The sequence below is a fragment of the Variovorax boronicumulans genome (genome assembly GCF_009811375.1).
Classification (GTDB): Bacteria; Pseudomonadota; Gammaproteobacteria; order Burkholderiales; family Burkholderiaceae_C; genus Variovorax; species Variovorax boronicumulans.
In genome coordinates this window covers 354,963-379,508 of the sequence record NZ_BKDH01000002.1, presented here as the reverse complement: position 1 = coordinate 379,508, position 24,546 = coordinate 354,963, and the positions used below count along the sequence as shown (strand labels likewise).

Genomic DNA, 24,546 nt, shown 5'->3' with positions numbered 1-24,546 from the left:
ACGGCAGCACGGTAGAACGGAACCCGCGCTTTCGATAACCTTCTCTGAATGCCAAAGGAAGAGTCAGGCCGCCTTTTCTCGAAGGTGGCCAAGTTCGTTCGAAATCCCCTGAAAGACTGGTCGGAGCTGGACACGCCATCCTCCGACTCGTCGCTGCCCGAGCAGACCTACAGCCGCGAGATGCTGAAGGAAATGATCGAGCGGCGCCAGCGCAACGACTTCGTGCGCCGCCGCGAGTTCGACATGCTGCGCAAGCTGCGCCAGCGCGAGGCGGCGGCCCATGCCTTCGAGGCGACGGTCACGCCCTCGTCGTTCAACCTCAACAGCACCTCCGAAAAATCCGAAGGCCGCGCACTCACGCTCAAGAAGATCGACGAGATCGAAGAGCAGATGTCGCAGCAGTGGTGGAAGGGCCGCGGGCCGAACGGCGAGACGCTGGTCAATCCGCCGCCCGACGCAGGCGCTGAAACGCTGCCGCCGGTCGACAGCGGCGGCGACCAGCTGCCGGCTGAGCCGGCCGGGCAGAGCGCACCGGCCGCTTCCGCACCCGTGGGCGCAGCGCCAGCGGTTGCCGCTGCGGCAGCCGCCCCGGCACCGCAGCCGTCGCGCCTCGCGCATGACGGCGCGCTCGAAGAGGCGGTGATCCGCTTCGCGCACGGCGACGACACCGGCGCCGAGGCCATCCTGCTGCAGGCACTGGCCGCCGAAAGTGTGTTCTCCGCCGACGACGCGACCGCAGCCGTCACGCTGGAGCGCGACGACGCCCGCTGGCGCGCGCTGTTCGACCTGTACCGCGCCACCGGCGACGCCGCCAAGTTCGCGGCCGCCCGCATGCGCTATGCGCAGCGCATGAAGCGCATGGGTCCTGACTGGGTTTCGCTCGACGAACTCGCGCGCAGCGTGAAGGCCGTCACCGCCAGCGAAGACGCCGAAGCGGCCTCCGACACCACCGGCGCCGCCGACTGGGCCAGCCCCGCGCACCTGACGCGCGAGGGGCTCATGGCGCTCACGCGCGCGCTCTCGCAGGCCGGCATGGTCTGGACGCTCGACTGGCGCGCGCTCACCGAGATCGATCCGCCGGCCGCCGCGCCGCTGCGCATCCTGTTCGCGCACTGGTCCGATTCGCCGGTGCAGCTGCGCTTCTTCGGTGCTTCGCAGCTCATGGCCGTGCTGGCCGCGGCCACGCCCAACAACGAGCGCCATCCCGACGACGCCTGGTGGCAGCTGCGCCTGGCGGCGCTGCGCATGATGCACCTGCCCGACGACTTCGAGCTGGTGGCGCTCAACTACTGCATCACCTACGAGGTGTCGCCGCCCTCCTGGCAGGACCCGAAGGGCGAGTGCACCTCGCTGGCCGCGCCGCCGGCGAGCCGGCCGAGCTCGGTGTGGTCGCTGCTGTCGGTCGGGGGCGATTCCGAGAGCTTCCCGTCCACCGACAGCGGCTTTGCCGCGCTGGCGGGCGACCTGCGTGGCGACTCGCTGTCGTGCTGGCAGCGACTGGACCACGATCTGCGCCACACGACGGCGCCGGTCATCTCGTGCGCGGCCTTGCTGCGCATGGACCTGACGGCGGCCGGCACGTTGCTGAGCTGGGTCCGCGAGCGCGATGCGAACGGCGAGCGGGTGCAGTTCGTCGACGCCCACCGGCTGATTGCCGCGCTGTTCGGGCTGATCGGCATCACCGACCACGCCACGGTCGCCGTCCGCAAGAACTGACCCCGTCACAGGGGTTCCACGGCCCCTGCGCGGCCGTGTTTTCCGCCAGCAGTTTGTCCGACCGCAAGGGTTGCATTGGCGGGGGCCATCCCCAGATGGCTGCGATGGAACAGTTTCACGGCACCACCATCGTGAGCGTGCGCCGCAAGACCCCCCAAGGCGATCAGGTCGCCATCGGCGGGGACGGGCAGGTCACTCTCGGCAACATCGTCATCAAGGGCACGGCGCGCAAGGTGCGCCGGCTCTATCACGGCAAGGTCCTGGCGGGTTTCGCCGGCGCCACGGCCGATGCCTTCACGCTCTTCGAGCGTTTCGAGGCCAAGCTCGAGAAGCACCAGGGCCACCTGACCCGCGCAGCGGTCGAGCTCACCAAGGACTGGCGCACCGACCGCGTGCTGCGCAAGCTCGAAGCCATGCTGGCCGTGGCCGACGCCACGACTTCGCTCATCATCACCGGCAATGGCGACGTGTTGGAGCCTGAAGACGGCGTGATCGCCATCGGTTCGGGCGGTGCCTACGCCCAGTCGGCGGCCAAGGCGCTGATCGACAACACCGAGCTCTCGGCCGAGCAGATCGTGCGCAAATCGCTGGCGATCGCCGGAGAAATCTGCATTTACACGAACATGAACCACACGGTGGAAGCGCTCTGACCATGTCCATGACCCCCCAGGAAATCGTCTCCGAGCTGGACAACCACATCGTCGGCCAGCCCGCCGCCAAGCGCGCCGTGGCCATTGCGCTGCGCAACCGCTGGCGCCGCCAGAAGGTCGACGACTCGCTGCGCCACGAGATCACGCCCAAGAACATCCTCATGATCGGCCCGACGGGCGTCGGCAAGACCGAGATCGCCCGCCGCCTGGCCCGCCTGGCCGATGCGCCGTTCATCAAGGTCGAGGCCACCAAGTTCACCGAGGTGGGCTACGTGGGCAAGGACGTCGACTCGATCATTCGCGACCTCGCCGAAATCGCCGTCAAGCAGACGCGCGAATCCGAAAGCGTGAAGGTGCGCGCCCGCGCCGAAGACGCGGCCGAGGAGCGCATCCTCGATGCGCTGCTGCCTCCGGCGCGCGGCGCCGATGGCGCTGCGCCCGCACTCGACAGCCCCAACCCGACGCGCCAGGCCTTCCGCAAGAAGCTGCGCGAGCACCAGCTCGACGACAAGGAAATCGAGCTCGACCTCGCCGAAACGCGTGCGCCGCTGGAGATCATGGGCCCGGCCGGCATGGAAGAAATGACCGAGCAACTGCGCGGCATGTTCGGCCAGCTCGGCGGCGGCAAGCGCAAGACGCGCAAGCTCAAGATCGCCGAGGCGATGCGCCTCTTGATCGACGAAGAGGCCGCCAAGCTGGTCAACGAGGACGAGATCCGCACGCAGGCGATCGCCAATGCTGAGCAGAACGGCATCGTCTTCATCGACGAGATCGACAAGGTCGCCACGCGCAGCGAAGCGCAGGGCTCCGACGTCTCGCGCCAGGGCGTGCAGCGCGACCTGCTGCCGCTCGTGGAAGGCACGGCCGTGTCCACCAAGTACGGCGTGGTGCGCACCGACCACATGCTGTTCATCGCGAGCGGCGCCTTCCACCTGAGCAAGCCGAGCGACCTCATTCCCGAGCTGCAGGGGCGCTTTCCGATCCGCGTCGAACTGCAATCGCTCTCGGTGTCGGACTTCGAGAGCATCCTCACGCAGACCCGCGCCTCGCTCGTGAAGCAGTACCAGGCGCTGCTGGCCACCGAAGGCGTGACGCTCGACTTCGCGCCCGACGGCATCACGCGGCTGGCGGCCATCGCCTTCGAGGTGAACGAGCGCACCGAGAACATCGGCGCACGCCGTTTGTCGACCGTGATGGAGCGCCTGCTCGATGAGGTAAGCTTCGATGCCACCCGCATCGAGGGCCAGACGGTCCGCATCGATGCCGCTTATGTCGACGAGCGCCTCGCGGCACTAAGTCACGACGAAGACCTTTCGCGCTTCATCCTCTGAAGCCGCCTCCCTCGGCCCCTGTAACGGGGTCGTCCTTCACGCATCACTTTCACTGCGTGAGCTAAGTACTTCATTTTCAACACAATTCGCCGATTTCCAGGTTTGGAAATCGGCGCTAAGTCGTTGATTCCATTACAAAAAATACCCCCGAGCCCCAGTTGCGTCGCAAGTGTTTCCTGCTACAGTGGAAAAAAGTGCAGTTAAGTGGGAAAAAGTGCGGGCAACGCCCCTTCCGGGTGTCGCGGCACCTCCCACCACAGGGGTTTCGTGGTCGTGTTTCAAGGCGCTTCATCGCTCAGTCTGGATGCCAAGGGGCGGCTCTCCGTGCCGACCCGGCATCGCGACGTCCTGAGCGCCACGGCAGGCGGCCAGCTCACGATCACCAAGCATCCGCACGGATGCCTGATGGTGTTCCCCCGTCCCGAATGGGAAAAATTCCGCGAACGCATTGCTGCGCTGCCGATGTCGGCGCAGTGGTGGAAGCGCGTCTTCCTCGGTAACGCGATGGACGTCGAGATGGACGGCACCGGCCGCGTGCTGGTGTCGCCCGAGCTGCGCGCCGCCACCGGCATCAACCGCGAGACGCTGTTGCTGGGCATGGGCAACCACTTCGAACTCTGGGACAAGGCGACCTACGAGGCCAAGGAGGCCGAGGCCACCCAGGGCGAGATGCCGGATGTGTTTCAGGACTTCGCGTTCTGAGGAGCCCCGTGAGCACCCCCCTGACCCACACGACCGTCTTGTTGAACGAGGCGGTGGAAGCCCTTCTTTCCGGCAGCGCGGCAGCCACGGGCACGTACGTGGACGCCACCTTCGGCCGCGGAGGACATGCGCGCGCCATCCTCGCGCGGCTGGCGCCGGAAGGCAGGCTCATCGCATTCGACAAGGATGCAGAAGCGGTGGCCGAAGCAGCGCGCATCTCGGATGCGCGTTTTTCTATCCGCCACCAGGGATTCCGCTCGCTGGGCGAATTGCCCGACGCCAGCGTCAACGGCTTGCTGATGGACCTGGGCGTGAGTTCGCCGCAGATCGACAACCCGGTGCGCGGTTTCAGTTTCCGTTTCGACGGTCCGCTCGACATGCGCATGGACACCACGCGCGGCGAGAGCGTGGCCGAGTGGCTGGCAACGGCCGAACTTCAACAAATTGCAGAGGTGATCCGTGACTATGGCGAAGAACGGTTTGCTGTTCAGATTGCAAAGGCGATTGTTGCTCGCAGACAAGAACGGGGCGCAATTTCAACCACCACCGAACTGGCCGAGCTCGTGGCTGGCACGGTCAAAACCCGCGAGCAGGGCCAGAACCCTGCAACGCGCACATTTCAGGCTTTTCGGATTTTCATCAACGCCGAGCTTGAGGAGCTGCAACAAGCGCTAGAAGCCAGCCTGTCGGTGCTCGCGCCCGGCGGCCGGCTCGCGGTGATCAGCTTCCATTCGCTCGAAGACCGCATCGTCAAGCAGTTCATCGCCAAGCACTCGAAGGAGGTCTACGACCGCCGCGCGCCCTTCGCTGCGCCCAAGGTGATGAAGCTGCACGCGCTGGAGCGCATCAAGCCGTCCGAAGAAGAAGTGCGCGGCAACCCGCGCTCGCGCAGCGCCATCCTCCGGGTGGCCGAACGCACGGAGGCCGGGTAGCCATGGCGCGCATCAACCTGCTTCTTCTGCTGGCCGTCATTGCGACGGCTTTGTACCTTGTGCACACCCAGTACCAGTCGCGCCAGCTCTACACGGAGTTCGACCGCGCGCTGCAGGAGACGCGCAAGCTCGAAACCGAGCATGACCGCCTGCAGGTCGAGAAGCGCGCCCAGGCCACGCCGCTGCGCGTGGAGAAGCTGGCCAAGGAACAGCTGCAGATGCGCACGGCCTCGCCGGCCATCACGCAGTACGTGCGCCCCGACGGCTCGGTGATCCCGGCCGTGGCGCCGCTGCCGCCGACCACGCCGCCCAAGCCCGGCACCACCGCGAGGCCCGCCCGATGAGCCGCGGCAACCGCAGCGTGCGCTACACCACCAGTCCCTTGCTCGCGAGCAAGACGCCGGTGTGGCGCAGCAAGTTCATCGTCGCCGGCATCGCCTTCGGCTTCGTCATGCTGGCGGGGCGGGCCGCGTACGTGCAGGTCTTCAACAACAGCTTCTTCCAGCGCCAGGGCGAGGTGCGTTTTGCGCGCACGCTGGAGCTGCCGGCCAACCGCGGCCGCATCCTCGACCGCAACGGGCTCATCCTGGCGTCCAGCGTGGTGGCGCCCAGCATCTGGGCCATTCCCGAAGACGTGGAGCGCGACGACCCCGAGGTGCGCGCCAAGCTCAAGCAGGTGGCCAAGCTGCTCGGCATGCCGCAGAAGGACTTCGACAAGAAGCTCGAAGACGAAGACAAGACCTTCGTCTGGATCAAGCGCCAGGTCGACGAGCCCATCGCCAAGCAGATCGCGGCGCTCAACCTCAAGGGCATCTACCAGCGCAAGGAATACAAGCGCCAGTACCCCGAGGGCGAGGCGGCGGCGCACGTGGTGGGCTTCACCAACGTGGAAGACAACGGCCAGGAAGGCATCGAGCTGGCGTTCAACAAGGAACTGGCCGGCAAGGCCGGCTCGCGCCGCGTCATCAAGGACCGGCTGGGCCGCGTGGTCGAGGGCGTGGGCGAGCAGGTGCCGCCGGTCGAGGGCCGCGACATCCAGCTCAGCGTCGACAGCAAGGTGCAGTTCTTCGCCTACCAGAAGCTGCGCGATGCCGTCACCGCGCGCCGCGCCAAGGCCGGCAGCGTGGTGGTGCTCGACAGCACCACCGGCGAGGTGCTGGCGCTGGCCAACTACCCGAGCTACGTGCCCGACAAGCGCCAGAACCTCACCGGCGAGCAGCTGCGCAACCGCGCGCTCACCGACACCTTCGAGCCCGGCTCGACCATGAAGCCCATCACCGTGGCGATGGCGCTGGAGGCCGGCCGCGTCAAGCCTTCGACCGTCATCGACACCGCGCCCGGGCGCTATCAGCTGGGCGGCTTCACCATCAGCGACACCCACAACTACGGCTCGCTGACGGTGGAGGGCGTGATCCAGAAGTCGAGTAACGTGGGCGCGCTCAAGATCGCCCAGAAGATGACGCCCCACGAGATGTGGGACACCTACACCGCGCTGGGCTACGGCCAGAAGCCGCAGATCCAGTTCCCCGGCGCCGTGACGGGCCGGCTGCGTCCGTGGAAGACCTGGAAGCCGGTCGAGCAGGCCACCATGGCCTACGGCTACGGCCTGTCGGCCTCGCTGTTCCAGATGGCGCATTCGTACACCTCGTTCGCGCACGACGGCTCCATCATTCCGGTCACCATCCTGAAGAACACCGAGCCGCCGGTCGGCGTGCGGGTGTTCTCGCCGTCCAACGCGCTCGCGGTGCGCAAGATGCTGCAGATGGCCGCCGGCCCGGGCGGCACCGGCACGCGCGCGCAAACGGTGGGCTACTCGGTCGGCGGCAAGTCGGGCACGGCCCACAAGCAGGTCGGCAAGGGCTACGCCAGCAACAAGTACCGCGCCTGGTTCACCGGCATGGCGCCCATCGAGAAGCCGCGCATCATCGTCGCGGTGATGATCGACGAGCCGACCGACGGCCAGTACTTCGGCGGCCTCGCCGCGGCGCCGGTGTTCAGCGAAGTCGTGCAGCAGACCCTGCGCATGATGAACGTCCCGCCCGATCTGGCGGTCAAACCCCTCGTGCAGACGCAAGACGTCCCCGAGAGCTTCTGACATGCTGACATTCACTTCCCCCACCACCGCCGCGTTCTGGCTGAAAGAGCGCGTGCAGGGCGCGCTGCAGGCCGACAGCCGCGCGGTCGCCCCGGGCGATGCCTTCATCGCCTGGCCCGGTGCCGCGACCGACGGCCGCCAGCACGTGGCGGCCGCGCTGGCGCAGGGCGCCGTGGCCTGCCTGGTCGAGCACGAGGGCGTGGACGCCTTCGGCTTCGACGGCGACGAGCGCATCGTGAGCTACCCCGGCCTCAAGGCCGCCACCGGCCCGATCGCCGCCGCCTTCTACGACAACCCCTCGGCCCAGCTCGACCTGCTGGCCGTGACCGGCACCAACGGCAAGACCTCCACCGCGTGGTGGCTGGCCGAATCGCTGTCCACGCTGCGCGCGGCCGGCGGCGTGCGCGCCATGCGCCCCGACGGCACCATCGAGCGCGGCGCTCCGTCGCCCTGCGCCGTGGTGGGGACGCTGGGCATCGGCGTGCCGCCCGAGCTCACCTACACCGGCCTGACCACGCCCGACCCCGTGATGCTGCAGCGCGCGCTGCGCGACTTCGTCACCGAAGGCTTCGGCGCCTGCGCCATCGAGGCTTCGTCGATCGGCATTGCCGAGCGCCGGCTCGACGGCTGCCGCATCGCGGTCGCCGTGTTCACCAATTTCACGCAGGACCACCTCGACTACCACGGCAGCATGGACGCCTACTGGCAGGCCAAGGCCGAGCTGTTCCGCTGGCCTGGCCTGCGCGCCGCGGTGATCAACATCGACGACATGCACGGCGCCAGCCTGTGCGCCAACCTGCTCGACGCCGGCATCGGCGCACTCGACGTCTGGACCGTCTCGGCCGGCGGCAAGCCCGCGCGGCTCGTGGCGCGCGACATCGGCTACGACGCGCAGGGCCTGCAGTTCACCGTGGCCGAACACGGCAGCACGGCGCCGGCCGAACGGGTCGCCACCGGGCTCATCGGCCAGTACAACGTCGCCAACCTGCTCGGCGTGCTCGGCACCCTGCGTGCGCTGGGCCTCACGCTCGCCCAGGCCGTGGCCGCCTGCGCCCACCTCAGCAGCGTGCCGGGCCGCATGGACCGCGTGCAGCCCACCGAGGGCGCGCCGCTGGCCGTGGTCGACTACGCCCACACGCCCGACGCGCTCGACAAGGCCCTCGCCGGCCTTCGCCCGCTGGCCAAACAGCGCGGCGGCGCGCTCTGGTGCGTGTTCGGCTGCGGCGGCAACCGCGACCCGATCAAGCGCCCGCTGATGGCGGCCGTCGCCGAACGGCAGGCCGACCATGTCGTGCTCACCAGCGACAACCCGCGCAACGAGAACCCCGACGCCATCATCAGCCAGGCGCTGCGCGGCTTCACGCGCGTCGAGGCGGCCCGCGTGCAGGTCGACCGTGCGCGCGCCATCGCCGAAACCATCGCCCAGGCCGCGCCACAAGATGTGGTGCTGATCGCCGGCAAGGGCCACGAAGAGTGGCAGGAGATCGCCGGCCAGCGCCTGCCGTTCTCCGACAAGACCCACGCGCTCGACGCACTCGCGAAGCGGGGTGCTGCATGACCGCCATGGCCACGCCCATCTCCACACCGCTCAACCTCACGCTGGCGCAGGCGCAGCAATGGGTGCCGGGGTCGCGCCTCGTGGGCGACCCGGCCACCGTGATCGCCCGCGTCCACACCGACACCCGCACCCTGGCCGCCGGCGACCTGTTCGTCGCGCTCAAGGGTGAGCGCTTCGACGCCAACGACTTCCTGGCCGATGCGAAGAAGCAGGGCGCCGTCGCCGCCATTGCGCACGGCGGCCTCGAAGCCGCAGGCCTCGCAGGCCTCGAGGTGCCCGATTCGCTCATCGCGCTCGGTGCGCTGGGCGCCGGCTGGCGCGCGCAGTTCAACCTGCCGCTGATCGCCGTCACCGGCAGCAACGGCAAGACCACGGTCACGCAGATGATCGCGGCCGTGCTCGCCGCCTTCCGCGCCGACCGCGCGCTGGCCACGGCCGGCAACTTCAACAACGAGATCGGCGTGCCGCTCACGCTGATGCGCCTGCGCGCGCAGCACCAGCTGGCGGTGCTCGAGCTGGGCATGAACCATCCGGGCGAGATCGCGCGGCTGGCCGCCATGTCGCGCCCGACCATCGCGCTGGTCAACAACGCGCAGCGCGAGCACCAGGAGTTCATGGCCAGCGTCGAGGCGGTCGCCATCGAGAACGCCGCCGTGTTTGCTGAGCTGCCCGACGACGGCACCGCCGTGTTCCCCTACGGCGACACCTTCACCTCGCTGTGGACCGACCTGGCGCGCCAGAGCGGTTCGCGCCGCTGCCTGACCTTCGGCGAGCACGCCGACGCCGACATCTCGCTCGACAGCGCCGAATGGCAGCAGGGCGCCTGGCGCGTGCGCGTGCGCACGCCGCTGGGCGCCTTCGACGCGCGCCTGCACATCGCGGGCCGCCACAACGTGGGCAACGCGCTTGCTGCCACCGCCTGCGCGCTGGCGGCCGGCGTGTCGCTCGACACCATCGCCGCGGGCCTGTCGGCCTTCGAGCCGGTCAAGGGCCGTTCGCGCGCCAGCGAGGTCGTGCTGCCCGGCGGGCACGCGCTCACGCTGGTCGACGACAGCTACAACGCCAACCCCGATTCCGTGATTGCCGCCATCGACGTGCTCACCGGCCTGCCCGCGCCGCGCCTGCTGGTGCTCGGCGAGATGGGCGAGGTCGGCGACCGCTCGCCGGAATTCCACGCCGAGGTCGGCGCCTGGGCGCGCCAGCGCGGCCTCGACGCCGTCTACACGCTGGGCGGTGAGACCGTGCATGCGGCGACGGCTTTCAACAACAACGATGGTGTCGATGGACGCCATTTCGACGATTTCGACACGCTCCGCGCGGCCGTGCTCGCCCGCCTGCCGCAGCTGGGCAGCGTGCTGGTCAAGGGGTCGCGCTTCATGAAGATGGAGCGCGTGGTGCAGGCGATCGAAGCACAACAACAAAAGGAGGCCGGTCATGACGCATGAGCCGCGCAACACACCATGCTGATGTCCCTGGCCCAATGGCTGCAGACGCTGTCGCCCGAGTTCGGGTTCTTGCGCGTTTTCAACTACCTCACGTTCCGCGCCCTGATGGCCGCGCTGACCGCGCTCGTGGTCGGCCTGGTGGCCGGCCCGTACGTCATTCGTCGCCTCGCCGCGCTCAAGATCGGCCAGCCGATCCGCGGCTACGGCATGGAAACGCACCTGACCAAGAGCGGCACGCCCACCATGGGCGGCGTGCTGGTGCTGTTCGCCATCGCGTTCGCCACCTTGCTGTGGTTCGACCTCTCGAACCGCTTCGTGTGGATCGTGCTGTGGGTCACGATGGGCTTCGGCGCCATCGGCTGGGTCGACGACTGGCGCAAGGTGGTGCGCAAGGACCCCGAAGGCATGCGCTCGCGCGAGAAGTATTTCTGGCAATCGCTGGTCGGCCTGCTCGCCGGCTTCTACCTGCTGTTCAGCATTTCCGAGAGCTCCAACTGGCGCGTGCTCGAGCTGTTCTACGCCTGGGTGCGCTCGGGCTTCGACCTCGACTTTCCACCCAAGATCAACCTGCTGGTGCCTTTCTTCAAGGAGGTGAGCTACCCGCTGGGCGGCATCGGCTTCGTGATCCTCACGTACCTCGTGATCGTGGGCGCGAGCAACGCCGTGAACCTGACCGACGGCCTCGACGGCCTGGCGATCATGCCGGTGGTGATGGTGGGCTCGGCACTGGGCGTGTTCGCCTACGTCACGGGCAGCGCGGTGTACTCCAAGTACCTGCTGTTCCCCAACATCCCGGGCTCGGGCGAGCTGCTGGTGTTCTGCTCGGCCATGGCCGGTGCGGGGCTCGCGTTCCTCTGGTTCAACACCCATCCGGCGCAGGTCTTCATGGGCGACGTGGGCGCGCTCGCGCTGGGCGGCGCGCTGGGCACCATCGCGGTCATCGTGCGCCAGGAGATCGTGTTCTTCATCATGGGCGGCATCTTCGTGGTCGAGGCGATCTCGGTGATGGCGCAGGTCATGTACTTCAAGTACACGAAGAAGCGTTATGGCGAAGGCCGGCGCGTGCTCAAGATGGCGCCGCTGCACCACCACTTCGAGAAGAGCGGCTGGCGCGAGACGCAGGTCGTGGTGCGCTTCTGGATCATCACGATGCTGCTGTGCCTCATCGGCCTGTCGACGCTGAAGCTGCGGTAACAACACAACCATGCGGCACCTGAAAGACCTCCCCGTTCTCATCCTCGGCCTCGGCGCGTCCGGGCTGGCGATGGCGCGCTGGTGCGCGCGCCACGGCGCGGTCGTGACCGTGGCCGACACGCGCGAGGCGCCGGCCTCGCTCGCGACGCTGCAGGCCGAGCTGCCCGACGCCACCTTCATCGGCGGGCCGTTCACGGCCGCGCTGGTCGAAGGCACGCCGATCCGTGCCGTGTACCGCTCGCCGGGCCTGTCGCCCGCGACGCTGGCGCCGGTCGTCAACGCCGCCAAGGCCGTGGGCCTCGTGGTTGGCGGCGAGCTGGACCTGTTCGCGCGCGCGCTGCTCGATCTGCAGACGGTCGAGGTGCCGGTGGTGGAAGCCGAAGCTGAAGTGCCGGTCGAAACCGCCGTGGTCGAGCCTGTCGTCGAGACGCCGGCCCAGGCCGAGCTGGCCTTGAGCGAAGAAGTCCCTGTGGCGGAGGCTGCGGTGGTCGAGATACCGGAAGTGACCGCACCGATGGCTGAGGGTGAGGCCGAAACGGCAGCGCCCGCTGAAGCTGTTGAAGCGACTGACGTTGTGGCGACCGAGCCGACGGCAGAGCCGACCGAAGCCGCACTGCCAGTCGATGCGCCTGCCGCAGAAGCCGAGCCCACCGCTCCCGTCGAACCGACCGAAGCCGCTGAAGCCACACCGCCCGCCATGGCCGAAGCCATGCCGCGCGATGCATCGCTGAGTGTGCCGGTGACGCCGCCCACCGAAGACGTCGTCGCCGAAGGCGCCACGACGGAAGACGCCACCACGGAAGACGGCGCAGCACCAGCCGCCGCCGAAACGCCCGCCGAGTCGCCCGCGCCCGCCGCCACCATCTCCCGCCTCCCGACCCCCGGCAAGCCCTACGTGCCCACCGCGGCGCGCGAGGCCGCCGAGTTCGTCGCCAAGATCGCCGAGCTGTCCGCCACCAACCCGGCGTCGGCCGCGGTCGAGGAAGAGGCCACGCCGCAACTCGAACTCGTGCCCGAACCCGAGCCCGAAGCGCCCAAGGGCTACACGCCCGCCGTGCTCGCCATCACCGGCACCAACGGCAAGACCACCGTCACCTCGCTCACCGGCCAGCTGGTCGAACGCGCGGGCAAGATCGTGGCCGTGGCCGGCAACATCGGCCCCACGCTGCTCGACACGCTGGCCGGGCACCTCGACGCCGGCACGCTGCCCGACGTGTGGGTGCTCGAACTCTCGAGCTTCCAGCTCGACGGCGTGCAGGGCTTCGAGCCCACGGCCGCGACCGTGCTCAACCTCACGCAGGACCACCTCGACTGGCATGGCGACATGCCGGCCTACGCGGCCGCGAAGGCGCGCATCTTCGGCGCCAAGGGCCTGATGATCCTGAACCGCGACGACGCCGGCGTGATGGCCATGCTGCCGCCGCCGGTCAAGGTGCGGCTGCAGCGTCCGCAGATCCGCACCCACGTCACCTTCGGCGGCGCGATGCCGCTGCGCCCCGGCGACTACGGCATCGAACGCATCAACGGCGTGGCCTGGCTGGTGCGCGCGCTGGAAGCCGACGAAACGCAGAAGCGCAAGCGCGGCGCGGTGGTGGAAGAAGAGCTCTTCTTCCAGCGCCTCATGCCCGCCGACGCGCTGCGCATCCGCGGTCGCCACAACGCCATGAACGCCCTGGCCGCGCTCGCGCTCGCCAGTGCCGCCGACTGCCCGCTGGGCCCGATGCTCTACGGCCTGCGCGAGTACCGCGGCGAGCCGCACCGCGTCGAGCCGATCGCCATCGTGGACGAGGTCGAGTTCTTCGACGACAGCAAGGGCACCAACGTCGGCGCCACCGTGGCCGCACTGAGCGGCCTCGGTGAAGAACGCCGCGTGGTCGTGATCCTCGGCGGCGAAGGCAAGGGCCAGGACTTCGAGCCACTGGCCGACCCCGTGCGCCAGTACGCGCGCGCCGTCGTGCTCATCGGCCGCGACGCCCCGTTGATCGAGGCTGCGCTGGCCTCCACCGGCGTCTCGCTGAAGCACGCGGGCTCGATGGAAGAGGCCGTGAAGCTCGCCGCCGCGCGCGCCCACCCCGGCGATGCCGTGCTGCTGTCACCGGCCTGTGCGAGCTTCGACATGTTCAAGGACTACGCGCACCGCGCCGAGGTGTTCTGCGAGGCCGTGGAGGCTTACGCCGACAGCCCGCGCGAGGCCGTGGGTGGCGACGACGCGGTGGTGTCGTACGTGCCCAGCGCGTCGCTGTCCACCACCGGATCGATGGAGGACCCGATTTGAACTCCGCAGCCGCAGGCCAGGAAACCAGCACCGGCAGCCGTTTCGGCGGCTGGTTCCGGCGCGCCCGCAGCGGCATGGATTCGCTGCCCGTGCACCTGCCTGTGCGGCTGGGCGGCGCCGGCGTCGCGCAGACCAAGGCCACGCCGATGCGCGTGCTGGGCTTCGACCAGGCGCTGGTCTGGGTCACGGTCGCGCTGATGACCTGGGGCCTGATCATGGTGTATTCGGCCTCGATCGCGCTGCCCGACAACCCGCGCTTCGCACGCGCCGGCTACAGCGCCTCGTACTTCCTCACGCGGCATGCGGCGTCGCTGGTCATCGCCTTCATCGCCGCGCTGCTGACCTTCCAGGTCCCGATGAAGACCTGGGAGCGCGCCGCGCCCTGGCTCTTCGTGGCTTCGCTGCTGCTGCTGGTGGCGGTGCTCATTCCGCACATCGGCATCAACGTGAACGGCGCGCGCCGCTGGCTGCCGATGGGCTTCATGCGCTTCCAGCCGTCGGAGCTGGCCAAGTTTGCGATGGTGCTCTACGCCGCCAGCTACATGGTGCGCAAGATGGAGATCAAGGAGCGGTTCTTCCGCGCCGTGCTGCCGATGGGCATCGCGGTGGTGGTGGTCGGCATGCTGGTGATGGCCGAGCCCGACATGGGCGCCTTCATGGTGATCGCCGTGATCGCCATGGGCATCCTGTTCCTGGGCGGCGTGAACGCGCGCATGTTCTTCGTGATCGCGACGCTGGTGGTGGTGGCCTTCGGCTCCATCGTGGCGAGCAGCCCGTGGCGCCGCGAGCGCATCTTTGCGTACCTCGATCCGTGGAGCGAAGAGCACGCACTGGGCAAGGGCTACCAGCTGTCGCACTCGCTGATCGCCATCGGCCGCGGCGAGGTCTTCGGCGTGGGCCTGGGTGGCAGCGTCGAGAAGCTGCACTGGCTGCCTGAAGCGCACACCGACTTTTTGCTGGCCGTGATCGGCGAAGAGTTCGGCCTGGTCGGCGTGCTGCTGATCATCGGCATGTTCCTCTGGCTCACGCGCCGCATCATGCACATCGGCCGCCAGGCGATCGCGCTGGACCGCGTGTTCTCGGGCCTCGTGGCGCAGGGCGTGGGCGTGTGGATCGGCTTCCAGGCCTTCATCAACATGGGCGTGAACCTCGGCGCACTGCCGACCAAGGGCCTGACCTTGCCGCTGATGAGCTTCGGCGGCTCGGCGATCTTGATGAACCTCGTGGCGCTGGCCGTGGTGCTGCGCATCGACTACGAAAACCGCGTTCTCATGCGCGGAGGCCGCGTATGAGAACGTGGTTTCGCTACAACCGCGTCAGCGCGCAGCGCTGCGGCGCGAATGCGCCGCTCATGCGGGGAGGTCGCGTATGACCGGCCGCACGGCACTCGTCATGGCAGGCGGCACGGGCGGCCACATCTTCCCGGGCCTGGCCGTGGCCGAGGCCCTGCGCGAGCGCGGCTGGCGCGTGCACTGGCTGGGCGCGCCCGGCAGCATGGAAGAAAAGCTCGTGCCCCCGCGCGGCTTCGCCTTCGAGCCGGTGCAGTTCGGCGGCGTGCGCGGCAAGGGTCCGCTCACGCTGTTCCTGTTGCCGCTGAAGTTGCTGCGCGCCTTCTGGCAGAGCCTGGCCGTGGTGCGCCGCGTGAAGCCCGACGTGCTGGTGGGCCTGGGCGGCTACATCACTTTCCCGGGCGGGATGATGGGCGTGCTGATGGGCAAGCCGCTGGTGCTGCACGAGCAGAACTCGGTGGCCGGTCTCGCCAACAAGGTGCTGGCGGGCGTGGCCGACCGCGTGTTCACGGCCTTCCCGAACGTGCTGAAGAAGGCGCAGTGGGTGGGCAATCCGCTGCGCGCGGCGTTCACGTCGCAGCCCGATCCGGCCACGCGCTTCGCGGGCCGCACGGGGCCGCTCAAGTTGCTGGTGGTCGGCGGCAGCCTGGGCGCGCGTGCGCTCAACACCGTGGTGCCGCAGGCGCTGGCGCGCATCGCGCCCGACGCCCGCCCGCAGGTGCTGCACCAGAGCGGCGCCAAGCAGATCGACGAGCTGCGCGCCAACTATGCGGCGGCCGGCGTCGAGGGCGAACTCACGCCCTTCATCGACGACACCGCGCAGGCGTACGCCGAGGCCGACCTCATCGTCGCGCGCGCTGGCGCCAGCACCGTCACCGAAATCGCGGCCGTCGGCGCAGCAGCGCTGTTCGTGCCTTTCCCCTCGGCGGTCGACGACCACCAGACCACCAACGCGCGCTTCCTCGTGGACGCGGGCGGCGGCTGGCTGGTGCAACAGACCGACCTCACCCCTGAATTGCTGGCTGATTTGCTACAGAAAACCAAACGCACGACCTTGATCGACCGGGCCACCAAGGCCAAGACCCTGCAGAAGACCGAAGCAGTGGACGCGGTCGTCCGCGCCTGCGAGGAGCTTGCGAAATGAAGCACGCGATCCGTCACATCCACTTCGTCGGCGTCGGCGGCTCGGGCATGAGCGGCATCGCCGAGGTGCTGCTGAACCTGGGTTACAAGATCACGGGCTCCGACCTGTCGGACAGCGCCACGCTGCGCCGTCTCGCGGGCCTGGGCATCGGCACCTTCGTGGGCCATGCCGCCGCGCACATCGACGGCGCGGACGCGGTCGTCACCTCCACCGCCGTGCAGTCGGACAACCCCGAGGTGCTGGCCGCGCGCGAAAAGCGCATTCCGGTCGTGCCGCGCGCGCTCATGCTCGCGGAGCTGATGCGCCTGAAGCAGGGCATCGCCATCGCCGGCACGCACGGCAAGACCACCACCACCAGCCTGGCCGCCAGCGTGCTCGAGGCCGCCGGGCTCGACCCGACCTTCGTGATCGGCGGGCGCCTGAACAGCGCCGGCGCCAACGCGCAGCTGGGCAGCGGCGACTACATCGTGGTCGAGGCCGACGAGTCGGACGCCTCGTTCCTGAACCTGCTGCCCGTGATGGCAGTGGTCACGAACATCGACGCCGACCACATGGAGACCTACGGGCACGACTTCGCGAAGCTGAAGAAAGCCTTTGTCGATTTCCTGCACCGCATGCCGTTCTACGGCGTGGCCATCCTGTGCACCGACGATCCGGCGGTGCGCGAGATCGTGGCCGACGTGACCTGCCCGGTCACCAGCTACGGCTTCGGCGAGGACGCCCAGGTGCGTGCCATCGACGTGCGCGCCGTCGGCGGCCAGATGCATTTCACCGCGCAGCGCCGCAACGGCGTGACGCTGCCCGACCTGCCCATCGTGCTGAACCTGCCGGGCGAGCACAACGTGCGCAACGCGCTGTCGGTGATCGCCATGGCGGTCGAGCTCGGCATTGCCGACGAAGCGGTGCAGCGCGGCCTCGCCGGCTTCAAGGGCGTGGGCCGCCGCTTCCAGAGCTACGGCGACGTGGCCGTGCCGAACGACACGGCAGGCGGGCGCTTCACCGTCATCGACGACTACGGCCACCACCCGGTCGAGATGGCGGCCACCATCGCGGCCGCGCGCGGCGCCTTCCCGGGGCGCCGGCTGGTGCTGGCCTTCCAGCCGCACCGCTACACCCGCACGCGCGACTGCTTCGAGGACTTCGTGAAGATCATCGGCACGGCCGACTCGGTGCTGCTGGGCGAGGTCTATGCCGCGGGCGAGGCGCCCATCGTGGCCGCCGACGGCCGCACGCTGGCGCGCGCGCTGCGCGTGGCCGGCAAGGTCGAGCCGGTGTTCGTGGACGACATCGTCGCCATGCCGCAGGCCATCCTGGACAACGCCCGCGCGGGCGACGTGGTGCTGTGCATGGGCGCGGGCTCCATCGGCGCGGTGCCGGGCAAGGTGGTCGAACTCGGCACGCCGCCCGCACCCTCATCAACAACTTCAGAGCGCACTGCGCGCAAGGGGAGGGCCGCGTGAGCCTTCAGGATCCACAACTTTTCGGCAAAGTGGCCGTGCTGTTCGGCGGCAGTTCCGCCGAACGCGAGGTGTCGCTGATGTCCGGCGCCGGCGTGCTGCAGGCCCTGCGTTCGCGCGGCGTCGACGCGCATGCCTTCGACCCGTCGGAGCGCGAGCTGACCGACCTGAAGCGCGAAGGCTTCGCGCGCTGCTTCGTCGCGCTGCATGGTCGCCACGGCGAAGACGGCACCGTGCAGGGCGCGCTCGAGCTGCTCGGCATTCCCTACACCGGCTCGGGCGTGATGGCCTCGAGCGTGGCCATGGACAAGGTCATGACCAAGCGCATCTGGCAGGCCGACGGCCTGCCCACGCCCAAGTACGTGCGCCTGGCCTTCGACCAGCAAAGCCGCGAGCAGATCATGGTCGTGCCCGACGTGCTTGGCCTGCCGCTGATCGTGAAGCCGCCGCGCGAGGGTTCGTCCATCGGCGTGACCAAGGTCGAGGGCTACTCGCAGATGCAGGACGCCGTGGCGCTGTCGGCCAAGTTCGACGCCGACGTGCTGTGCGAGGAGTTCATCGACGGCGAGGAAGTCACCTGCGCCGTGCTCGGCCAGGGCCTCGATGCGCGCGCGCTGCCGGTGGTGCGCATCGCCGCGCCCGAGGGCGCCTACGACTACCAGAACAAGTACTTCACCGACGACGTGAAGTACCAGTGCCCGAGCGGCCTGCCCGAAGCCGAGGAACGCGAGATCCAGCGCATCACGCTGGCCGCGTACCACACGCTCGGCTGCCGCGGCTGGGGCCGCGCCGACGTGATGATCCGCGCCAGCGACCGCAAGCCCTTCCTGCTCGAGATGAACACCTCGCCCGGCATGACCAGCCATTCGCTGGTGCCGATGTCGGCGCGCGCGGCGGGCATTCCCTACGAAGAGCTGTGCGTGCGCGTGCTGGCTTCGGCCGCGCTCGATGCCAAGGGAGGCGCGAACTAAGCCATGGCCGACAGCATCCCCGCTCCCTTCGACGTCAAGCTGATGAACATCGTCGCGAACGTTGCGTTCGTGCTGGTGGCGCTCATGCTGCTGGCGGCGAGCGCGTGGTGGGTGCTGCGCCAGCCTTTCTTCCCGATCTCGGGCATCAAGGTGGACGGCGAGGTCACGCACAACAACGCGGTCACGCTGCGCGCCAACGTGGCGCCGCAGCTCAAGGGCAACTTCTTCACCATCGACCTGGCGCGTGCGCGCACCGCCTTCGAGACGGTGCCGTGGGTGCGCAGCGCGGTGGTGCGGCGCGAGTTCCCGAACAAGCTGCGCGTGACGCTGACCGAGCAGGTGCCGGTGGCGGTGTGGGGCGACGAGGCCGGCTCCAAGCTGATCAACGGCTTCGGCGACGTGTTCGAGGCCAACGTGGCCGAGGTCGATGCCGACCTGCCGCGCCTGGACGGCCCGATCGAGCAGGCCGGGCAGGTGCTGGGCATGTACCGCGTGCTCGCGCCGATGTTCGAGCCCTATGACTTCGACATCGCCGAGCTGCGGCTGTCCAGCCGCGGCAGCTGGAAGGTGCTGCTGGACAGCGGGGCCGAGATCGAGCTCGGCCGCGGCCAGAGCGACGAGGTGTCGGCGCGCCTGCAGCGGTTCCTGAAGACCGTGACGCAGGTCGCGGGCCAGTACCGCCGCACGGTGGCCGACGTCGAACGCGCCGATCTGCGCCACAACGACGCGTATGCCCTGCGGCTGCGCGGCGTCACCACGGTCTCGCCCGAGGCCCCAAGAAAAATCAAGTAGCGAATACCGAGGACATCTACATGCCCAAAGAATACAAAGACCTGGTCGTAGGCCTGGACATCGGAACCGCCAAGGTGATGGTGGTCGTGGCCGAGGTGCTGCAAGGCGGCGAGCTCAAGCTGGCCGGCCTGGGCATCGCGCCCAGCAACGGCCTCAAGCGCGGCGTCGTGGTGAACATCGACGCCACCGTGCAGAGCATCCAGCAGGCGCTCAAAGAAGCCGAGCTGATGGCCGACTGCAAGATCAGCCGCGTCTACACCGGCATCACCGGCAGCCACATCCGCGGCATCAATTCGAGCGGCATGGTGGCGGTGAAGGACAAGGAAGTCACGCCCGCCGACGTGGCCCGCGTGGTCGAGACGGCGCGCGCCATCAACATCTCGAGCGACCAGCGCCTGCTGCTGGTGGAGCCGCAGGAGTTCGTGATCGACGGCCAGGACGTGAAGGAGCCGATCGGCATGAGCGGCATGCGCCTGGAGGCCAAGGTGCACATCGTGACCGGCGCGCAGAGCGCGGCCGAGAACATCATCAAGTGCGTGCGCCGCTGCGGCCTGGAGGTCGACCAGCTGATGCTGAACCCGCTGGCCTCGAGCCAGGCGGTGCTCACCGAAGACGAGCGCGAACTGGGCGTGGTGCTGGTCGACATCGGCGCGGGCACCACCGACGTGGCGATCTTCACCAACGGTGCGATCCGCCACACGGCCGTGATCCCGATCGCGGGCGACCTCATCACGAGCGACATCGCGATGGCCCTGCGCACGCCCACCAAGGACGCGGAGGACATCAAGGTCGAGCACGGCTACGCCAAGCAGCTGCTGGCCGACCCTGAATCGCAGGTCGAAGTCCCCGGCCTTGGCGATCGCGGCCCGCGCATGTTGAGCAAGCAGGCGCTTGCCGGCGTGATCGAGCCGCGCATCGAAGAAATCTTCTCGCTGGTGCAGCAGGTGGTGCGCGAGTCGGGCTACGAGGAAGTGCTGTCGTCGGGCGTGGTGCTCACGGGCGGCAGCGCCGTCATGCCCGGCATGGTCGAGCTCGGTGAAGACATCTTCCTCAAGCCCGTGCGCCGCGGCATCCCGAAGTACTCGAGCGCGCTCTCGGACATGGTGGCGCAGCCGCGCGCGGCCACCGTGATGGGCCTGCTCGAGGAGGCACGTTTTGCACGCATGCGTGGCTTCAAGGTCGCACAGAAGAACGGGTCCGTAAAGACTGCGTTCGGACGTTTCAAGGACTTCATCGTGGGGAACTTCTGACCATGAACCACTCCCCACTCTGGCTCGCACGCGCGGGTCCTCCGCTGCATTTCAACGAGCGATGGCGACGCACCGGTCCACCATCGCGACGGCGATCCCGTTGATCACGTCACGGCAAAAGAAATATTCATAGACACATAACGGCAACTGCAATATTCAAGGAGTTAGAAATGACCATCGAAATGATCGAAGTCGAAGAATTCAACCAGGGCACGCAGATCAAGGTGATCGGTGTCGGCGGCGGCGGTGGCAATGCGGTCGCCCACATGATGGAGCGTGGTGTGCAAGGCGTGCAGTTCGTTTGCGCCAACACCGACGCGCAAGCCCTGCAACGCAGCAACGCGCACAAGAACATCCAGCTGGGCATCAGCGGCCTGGGCGCCGGCAGCAAGCCCGAGAAGGGCCGTGACGCGGCCGAAGCCGCAGTGGACGACATCCGCGCCGCCATCGACGGCGCGCACATGCTGTTCATCACGGCCGGCATGGGCGGCGGCACCGGCACCGGCGCGGCGCCCGTGATCGCGCGCGTGGCCAAGGAAATGGGCATCCTGACGGTGGGCGTGGTGACCAAGCCCTTCGACTGGGAAGGCGGCCGTCGCATGACCAACGCCGACGCCGGCCTGGCCGAACTCGAAGCCAACGTCGACTCGCTGATCGTGGTGCTCAACGAGAAGCTGCTGGACGTGCTCGGTGAAGACATCACCCAGGACGAAGCCTTCGCGCACGCCAACGACGTGCTGAAGAACGCCGTGGGCGGCATCTCGGAAATCATCAACGAGTACGGCGGCGTGAACGTCGACTTCGAAGACGTGCGCACCGTGATGGGCGAACCCGGCAAGGCCATGATGGGCACGGCCGCGGCTGCAGGCCCGGATCGCGCGCGCATCGCCGCCGAACAGGCCGTGGCCTGCCCGCTGCTCGAAGGCATCGACCTCTCGGGTGCCAAGGGCGTGCTGGTGCTGGTGACGGCGTCGAAGGGTTCGCTGAAGCTGAACGAGTCGAAGCTCGCGATGAACACCATCCGCGCCTACGCCTCGCCGGACGCGCACGTGATCTACGGCGCCGCCTACGACGAAAGCCTGGGCGACCAGATGCGCGTCACGGTGGTGGCCACGGGCCTGTCGCGCGCCGACGCACGCCGCCAGGCCCCGACGCTCGAAGTGATCCGCACCGGCACCGACAACATCCCGTTCACCGTGCCGACGCTCGGCGGCGTGGGCCACGCGGGTGGTGGTTCGGGCAGCCAGCCCAACTACGACGGCATGGCCGTGCCCAGCGTGTGGCGCACCAACCGCACGATGGCCGCCGCCAAGGTCGACGCACTGTCGTCGGGTGGCATGGACGACTTCGAGATCCCCGCATTCCTGCGCCGTCAGGCCGACTGACCGCAGGCCACCGAACGCAGAGGGCACGAGGGTTCGCAAGGGGACGGGGAAGACCTGAAAGGGACTGCCCCCCGGCTCTAGGCGCTGCGTCCACCTCGTGCCCCTTGCGTCCACCGCCGGGGGCTTCCCGGCTTTTTGTTTTTTCTTGTCTGACCGGTCCATGTCTATCGCGGCCATAGCGAAGGGAATAGGGCGTCACGGTCGCCGCCCGCCTAAAATCTCGGGCGTGCTGCAACAACGAACCCTCAAGTCGATCAGCCGCGCCGTGGGCGTGGGGCTTCACAGCGGCCAACGCGTGGAGCTGACCCTGCGACCGGCCCCGGCCGACACGGGCATCGTGTTCCGCCGCGTCGACCTGCCCGAGCCGGTCGAGATCCGCATGACCGCCGAATCGGTCACCGACACGCGCCTGGCGTCCACCGTCTCCACGGGCGGCGCCAAGGTGCAGACCGTCGAACACATCATGTCCGCCTGCGCGGGCCTGGGCATCGACAACCTCTACATCGACATCACGGCCGACGAAGTGCCGATCCTCGACGGATCGGCCTCGTCCTTCGTGTTCCTGCTGCAAAGCGCGGGCATCGAGCTGCAGAAGGCGCCGCGCCGCTTCATCCGCGTGCTGCGCAAGGTCGAGGTGCGCGAAGGCGAGGGCGCCAACGAGAAGTGGGCGAGCCTGGAGCCGTACCACGGCTTCAAGCTGAGCTTCGAGATCGACTTCGACCACCGCGTCGTCAACTCCACCGGCCAGCGCGTGGAGTTCGACCTGGGCACCGACTCGTACAGCCGCGACATCGCGCGTGCGCGCACCTTCGGCTTCACGAAAGAGGTCGAGTACATGCGCAGCAAGGGCCTCGCACTCGGCGGCGGCCTGGACAACGCCATCGTCATGGACGACACCAAGGTGCTCAATGCCGGTGGCCTGCGCTACGACGACGAGTTCGTGAAGCACAAGATCCTCGACGCCATGGGCGACCTGTACATCATCGGCAAGCCGCTGCTGGCCGCGTACACCGCGTTCCGCTCGGGCCATGCGCTCAATAACAAGCTGCTGCGCGAGCTGCTCTCGCACAGCGACGCCTACGAGGTCGTGACCTTCGAGGACGAGAAGCGCGCACCGCGCGGCTTTGGCGAAGTGGCGCGAGCCTGGTAAACCCGGCGCACGCCTTTTCTTTCCGATGCTTCTCTTTCGCTGGGCCATCCTGCTGCTTCTGCTGGTGGCGGGCGTGTCCTTCGCGTTCTATGCGGGGACGGGGCAGGTCAAGTACCGCCGCTTCGGGTGGATCGTGTTCAAGTGGACGGTGCTGGCGGCGCTCGGCTTCTTCGCCGTGCTGATCGCCGAGCGCGTCGCGTAGAGCCAGCCGTTCAGTCGACGAGGGCCTGCAAGGCCTGCACCTGCTGCGCAAGCAGCGGCCCCTTGCGGTGCGCCGGCACCAGCAGCATCAGCGTGTCTCCCAGCGCCTTCGGCCGCCCCCAGGGCGCGTGCAGCCGGCCTTTCTCCAGCAGCGGCGCCACCAGCCGTTCGCGACCCATCAGCACCCCTTCGCCGTCGAGCGCGGCCTGCAGCGCAAGGCTGTAGAGCGAGAAATCCGGGCCGGCGGCCAGTGCATCGGCCTCGGCCGCCGTGGTGCCGGGGCGCACGGCCTGCAGCCAGCGCGACCAGTCGTCGCGCCACACCGTGTCGTGCAGGCCGCCGCAACGCGCGAGCACGTCGAGGAGGTCGTCGAGCGGGCGCGGGCGTCCGCTGTCCAGCGACGGCCGCACGCGCGGGCTGCACACGGGCACGAGGCGGTCGCGTGCGAGCGGGATGCCCGTCGCGCCAACGGCGGCTTCGGCGCCGCGCGCATAGAACAGCCCGAGATCGAAAGGCTCGCGCCGGAAGTTCGGCGGCTGCTCCAGCGCCGTCACCGACACCTGCACGCCGGGCAGCGCGGCCTTCAGCCGCGAGAGCCGCGGCGACAGCCACAGCTGCGCCATCGCCGGCAGGGCCGCCACCTGCAGCGTGCTGCGGCGCGCGGCGGTCTGCGTTTCCTGGCGCAGCGCCTGCACCGCGAGGCCGAGCTGGTCGACCGCCGCACTGAGCGCAGGCAGCGCGCGCCGCCCGTGCGCGCTGAGCCGGATGCCCTGGCTGTGTCGCTCGAACAGCGCACCGCCGGCCCAGGTCTCGAGCGCCTTGATTTGCTGCGCGACGGCGGCGGGCGTCACGAACAGCTCCTCGGCCGCGCGCGCGAAGCTGCCGTGGCGCGCCGCGGCCTCGAAGGCGCGCACGGCCGTGTGCGGCGGCAGGCGAGGGCGGGGTGGGGCGAGGGACATGCGCTGGAGGCCAAGTTTTTCTAGGGCTCGGGCCCAGTTTATCCGTGTTG

At 68.7% G+C, this 24,546-nt stretch carries 21 protein-coding genes; 20 read left to right on the top strand and 1 reads right to left on the bottom strand.

What is annotated here, in order from left to right; translation table 11 throughout:
• Window positions 1–48 precede the first annotated feature (48 nt).
• From VHAB30_RS21595 to VHAB30_RS30975, 20 genes are all read left to right on the top strand, one after another.
• Window positions 49–1,716 (top strand): STAS domain-containing protein, encoded by a 1,668-nt coding sequence (locus tag VHAB30_RS21595; RefSeq protein ID WP_159278566.1) that lies wholly within the window; start codon window positions 49–51, stop codon window positions 1,714–1,716.
• Between the two features lie 104 nt (window positions 1,717–1,820).
• Window positions 1,821–2,366: an ATP-dependent protease subunit HslV gene (hslV, locus tag VHAB30_RS21590; protein WP_056508874.1), complete on the top strand. Its 546-nt coding sequence runs from the start codon at window positions 1,821–1,823 to the stop codon at window positions 2,364–2,366.
• 2 nt (window positions 2,367–2,368) lie between these two features.
• Window positions 2,369–3,697 carry an ATP-dependent protease ATPase subunit HslU gene (gene hslU / locus VHAB30_RS21585; protein WP_159278565.1) on the top strand — a complete coding sequence of 443 codons (1,329 nt, stop codon included), beginning with the start codon at window positions 2,369–2,371 and terminating at the stop codon, window positions 3,695–3,697.
• A gap of 273 nt (window positions 3,698–3,970) precedes the next feature.
• Entirely contained in the window at window positions 3,971–4,399 is a 429-nt protein-coding gene (gene mraZ / locus VHAB30_RS21580; protein WP_056576192.1) for a division/cell wall cluster transcriptional repressor MraZ, read from the top strand.
• Window positions 4,400–4,407: 8 nt separating this feature from the next.
• Window positions 4,408–5,331, top strand: coding sequence for a 16S rRNA (cytosine(1402)-N(4))-methyltransferase RsmH (gene rsmH, locus VHAB30_RS21575; protein WP_159278564.1), 924 nt, complete (start codon window positions 4,408–4,410; stop codon window positions 5,329–5,331).
• A 2-nt stretch (window positions 5,332–5,333) separates the two neighbouring features.
• Window positions 5,334–5,675: a cell division protein FtsL gene (gene ftsL / locus VHAB30_RS21570; protein ID WP_062474236.1), complete on the top strand. Its 342-nt coding sequence runs from the start codon at window positions 5,334–5,336 to the stop codon at window positions 5,673–5,675.
• Window positions 5,672–7,426: a peptidoglycan D,D-transpeptidase FtsI family protein gene (locus VHAB30_RS21565; protein ID WP_159278563.1), complete on the top strand. Its 1,755-nt coding sequence runs from the start codon at window positions 5,672–5,674 to the stop codon at window positions 7,424–7,426. The genes ftsL and VHAB30_RS21565 overlap by 4 nt, the downstream gene beginning before the upstream one ends.
• A 1-nt stretch (window position 7,427) precedes the next feature.
• The gene (locus VHAB30_RS21560) at window positions 7,428–8,984 is read left to right on the top strand and encodes a UDP-N-acetylmuramoyl-L-alanyl-D-glutamate--2,6-diaminopimelate ligase (protein WP_159278562.1); all 1,557 of its coding nucleotides are present in this window, start codon (window positions 7,428–7,430) and stop codon (window positions 8,982–8,984) included.
• 5 nt (window positions 8,985–8,989) lie between these two features.
• Window positions 8,990–10,429, top strand: coding sequence for a UDP-N-acetylmuramoyl-tripeptide--D-alanyl-D-alanine ligase (locus VHAB30_RS21555; RefSeq protein WP_159278681.1), 1,440 nt, complete (start codon window positions 8,990–8,992; stop codon window positions 10,427–10,429).
• 15 nt (window positions 10,430–10,444) lie between these two features.
• A complete protein-coding gene (gene mraY / locus VHAB30_RS21550) occupies window positions 10,445–11,623 on the top strand; it encodes a phospho-N-acetylmuramoyl-pentapeptide-transferase (RefSeq protein WP_070060130.1) in 1,179 nt (392 codons plus the stop codon).
• A 10-nt stretch (window positions 11,624–11,633) separates the two neighbouring features.
• Complete coding sequence (gene murD, locus VHAB30_RS21545; protein WP_159278561.1) at window positions 11,634–13,898, top strand: UDP-N-acetylmuramoyl-L-alanine--D-glutamate ligase; 2,265 nt, start codon at window positions 11,634–11,636, stop codon at window positions 13,896–13,898.
• Window positions 13,895–15,190 (top strand): putative lipid II flippase FtsW, encoded by a 1,296-nt coding sequence (gene ftsW, locus VHAB30_RS21540; protein WP_159278560.1) that lies wholly within the window; start codon window positions 13,895–13,897, stop codon window positions 15,188–15,190. Before murD ends, ftsW begins: the two co-directional genes overlap by 4 nt.
• Window positions 15,191–15,266: 76 nt before the next feature.
• Window positions 15,267–16,331 (top strand): undecaprenyldiphospho-muramoylpentapeptide beta-N-acetylglucosaminyltransferase, encoded by a 1,065-nt coding sequence (gene murG, locus VHAB30_RS21535; protein ID WP_159278559.1) that lies wholly within the window; start codon window positions 15,267–15,269, stop codon window positions 16,329–16,331.
• Complete coding sequence (gene murC / locus VHAB30_RS21530; RefSeq protein ID WP_159278558.1) at window positions 16,328–17,791, top strand: UDP-N-acetylmuramate--L-alanine ligase; 1,464 nt, start codon at window positions 16,328–16,330, stop codon at window positions 17,789–17,791. Before murG ends, murC begins: the two co-directional genes overlap by 4 nt.
• Window positions 17,788–18,759 carry a D-alanine--D-alanine ligase gene (locus tag VHAB30_RS21525; protein WP_139703002.1) on the top strand — a complete coding sequence of 324 codons (972 nt, stop codon included), beginning with the start codon at window positions 17,788–17,790 and terminating at the stop codon, window positions 18,757–18,759. The genes murC and VHAB30_RS21525 overlap by 4 nt, the downstream gene beginning before the upstream one ends.
• A gap of 3 nt (window positions 18,760–18,762) precedes the next feature.
• Window positions 18,763–19,551: a cell division protein FtsQ/DivIB gene (locus VHAB30_RS21520; protein ID WP_062474220.1), complete on the top strand. Its 789-nt coding sequence runs from the start codon at window positions 18,763–18,765 to the stop codon at window positions 19,549–19,551.
• A 20-nt stretch (window positions 19,552–19,571) separates the two neighbouring features.
• Window positions 19,572–20,801 carry a cell division protein FtsA gene (gene ftsA, locus VHAB30_RS21515; protein ID WP_056575685.1) on the top strand — a complete coding sequence of 410 codons (1,230 nt, stop codon included), beginning with the start codon at window positions 19,572–19,574 and terminating at the stop codon, window positions 20,799–20,801.
• A gap of 170 nt (window positions 20,802–20,971) precedes the next feature.
• Complete coding sequence (gene ftsZ / locus VHAB30_RS21510; protein WP_062474218.1) at window positions 20,972–22,186, top strand: cell division protein FtsZ; 1,215 nt, start codon at window positions 20,972–20,974, stop codon at window positions 22,184–22,186.
• Window positions 22,187–22,412: 226 nt separating this feature from the next.
• Complete coding sequence (gene lpxC / locus VHAB30_RS21505; RefSeq protein WP_056575680.1) at window positions 22,413–23,336, top strand: UDP-3-O-acyl-N-acetylglucosamine deacetylase; 924 nt, start codon at window positions 22,413–22,415, stop codon at window positions 23,334–23,336.
• A gap of 25 nt (window positions 23,337–23,361) precedes the next feature.
• A complete protein-coding gene (locus VHAB30_RS30975; protein WP_167394968.1) occupies window positions 23,362–23,538 on the top strand; it encodes a hypothetical protein in 177 nt (58 codons plus the stop codon).
• A gap of 10 nt (window positions 23,539–23,548) precedes the next feature.
• Here VHAB30_RS30975 and VHAB30_RS21500 read toward each other — a convergent pair whose 3' ends face one another.
• Window positions 23,549–24,496: a LysR family transcriptional regulator gene (locus VHAB30_RS21500; protein ID WP_159278557.1), complete on the bottom strand. Its 948-nt coding sequence runs from the start codon at window positions 24,494–24,496 to the stop codon at window positions 23,549–23,551.
• Between the last annotated feature and the right edge of the window lie 50 nt (window positions 24,497–24,546).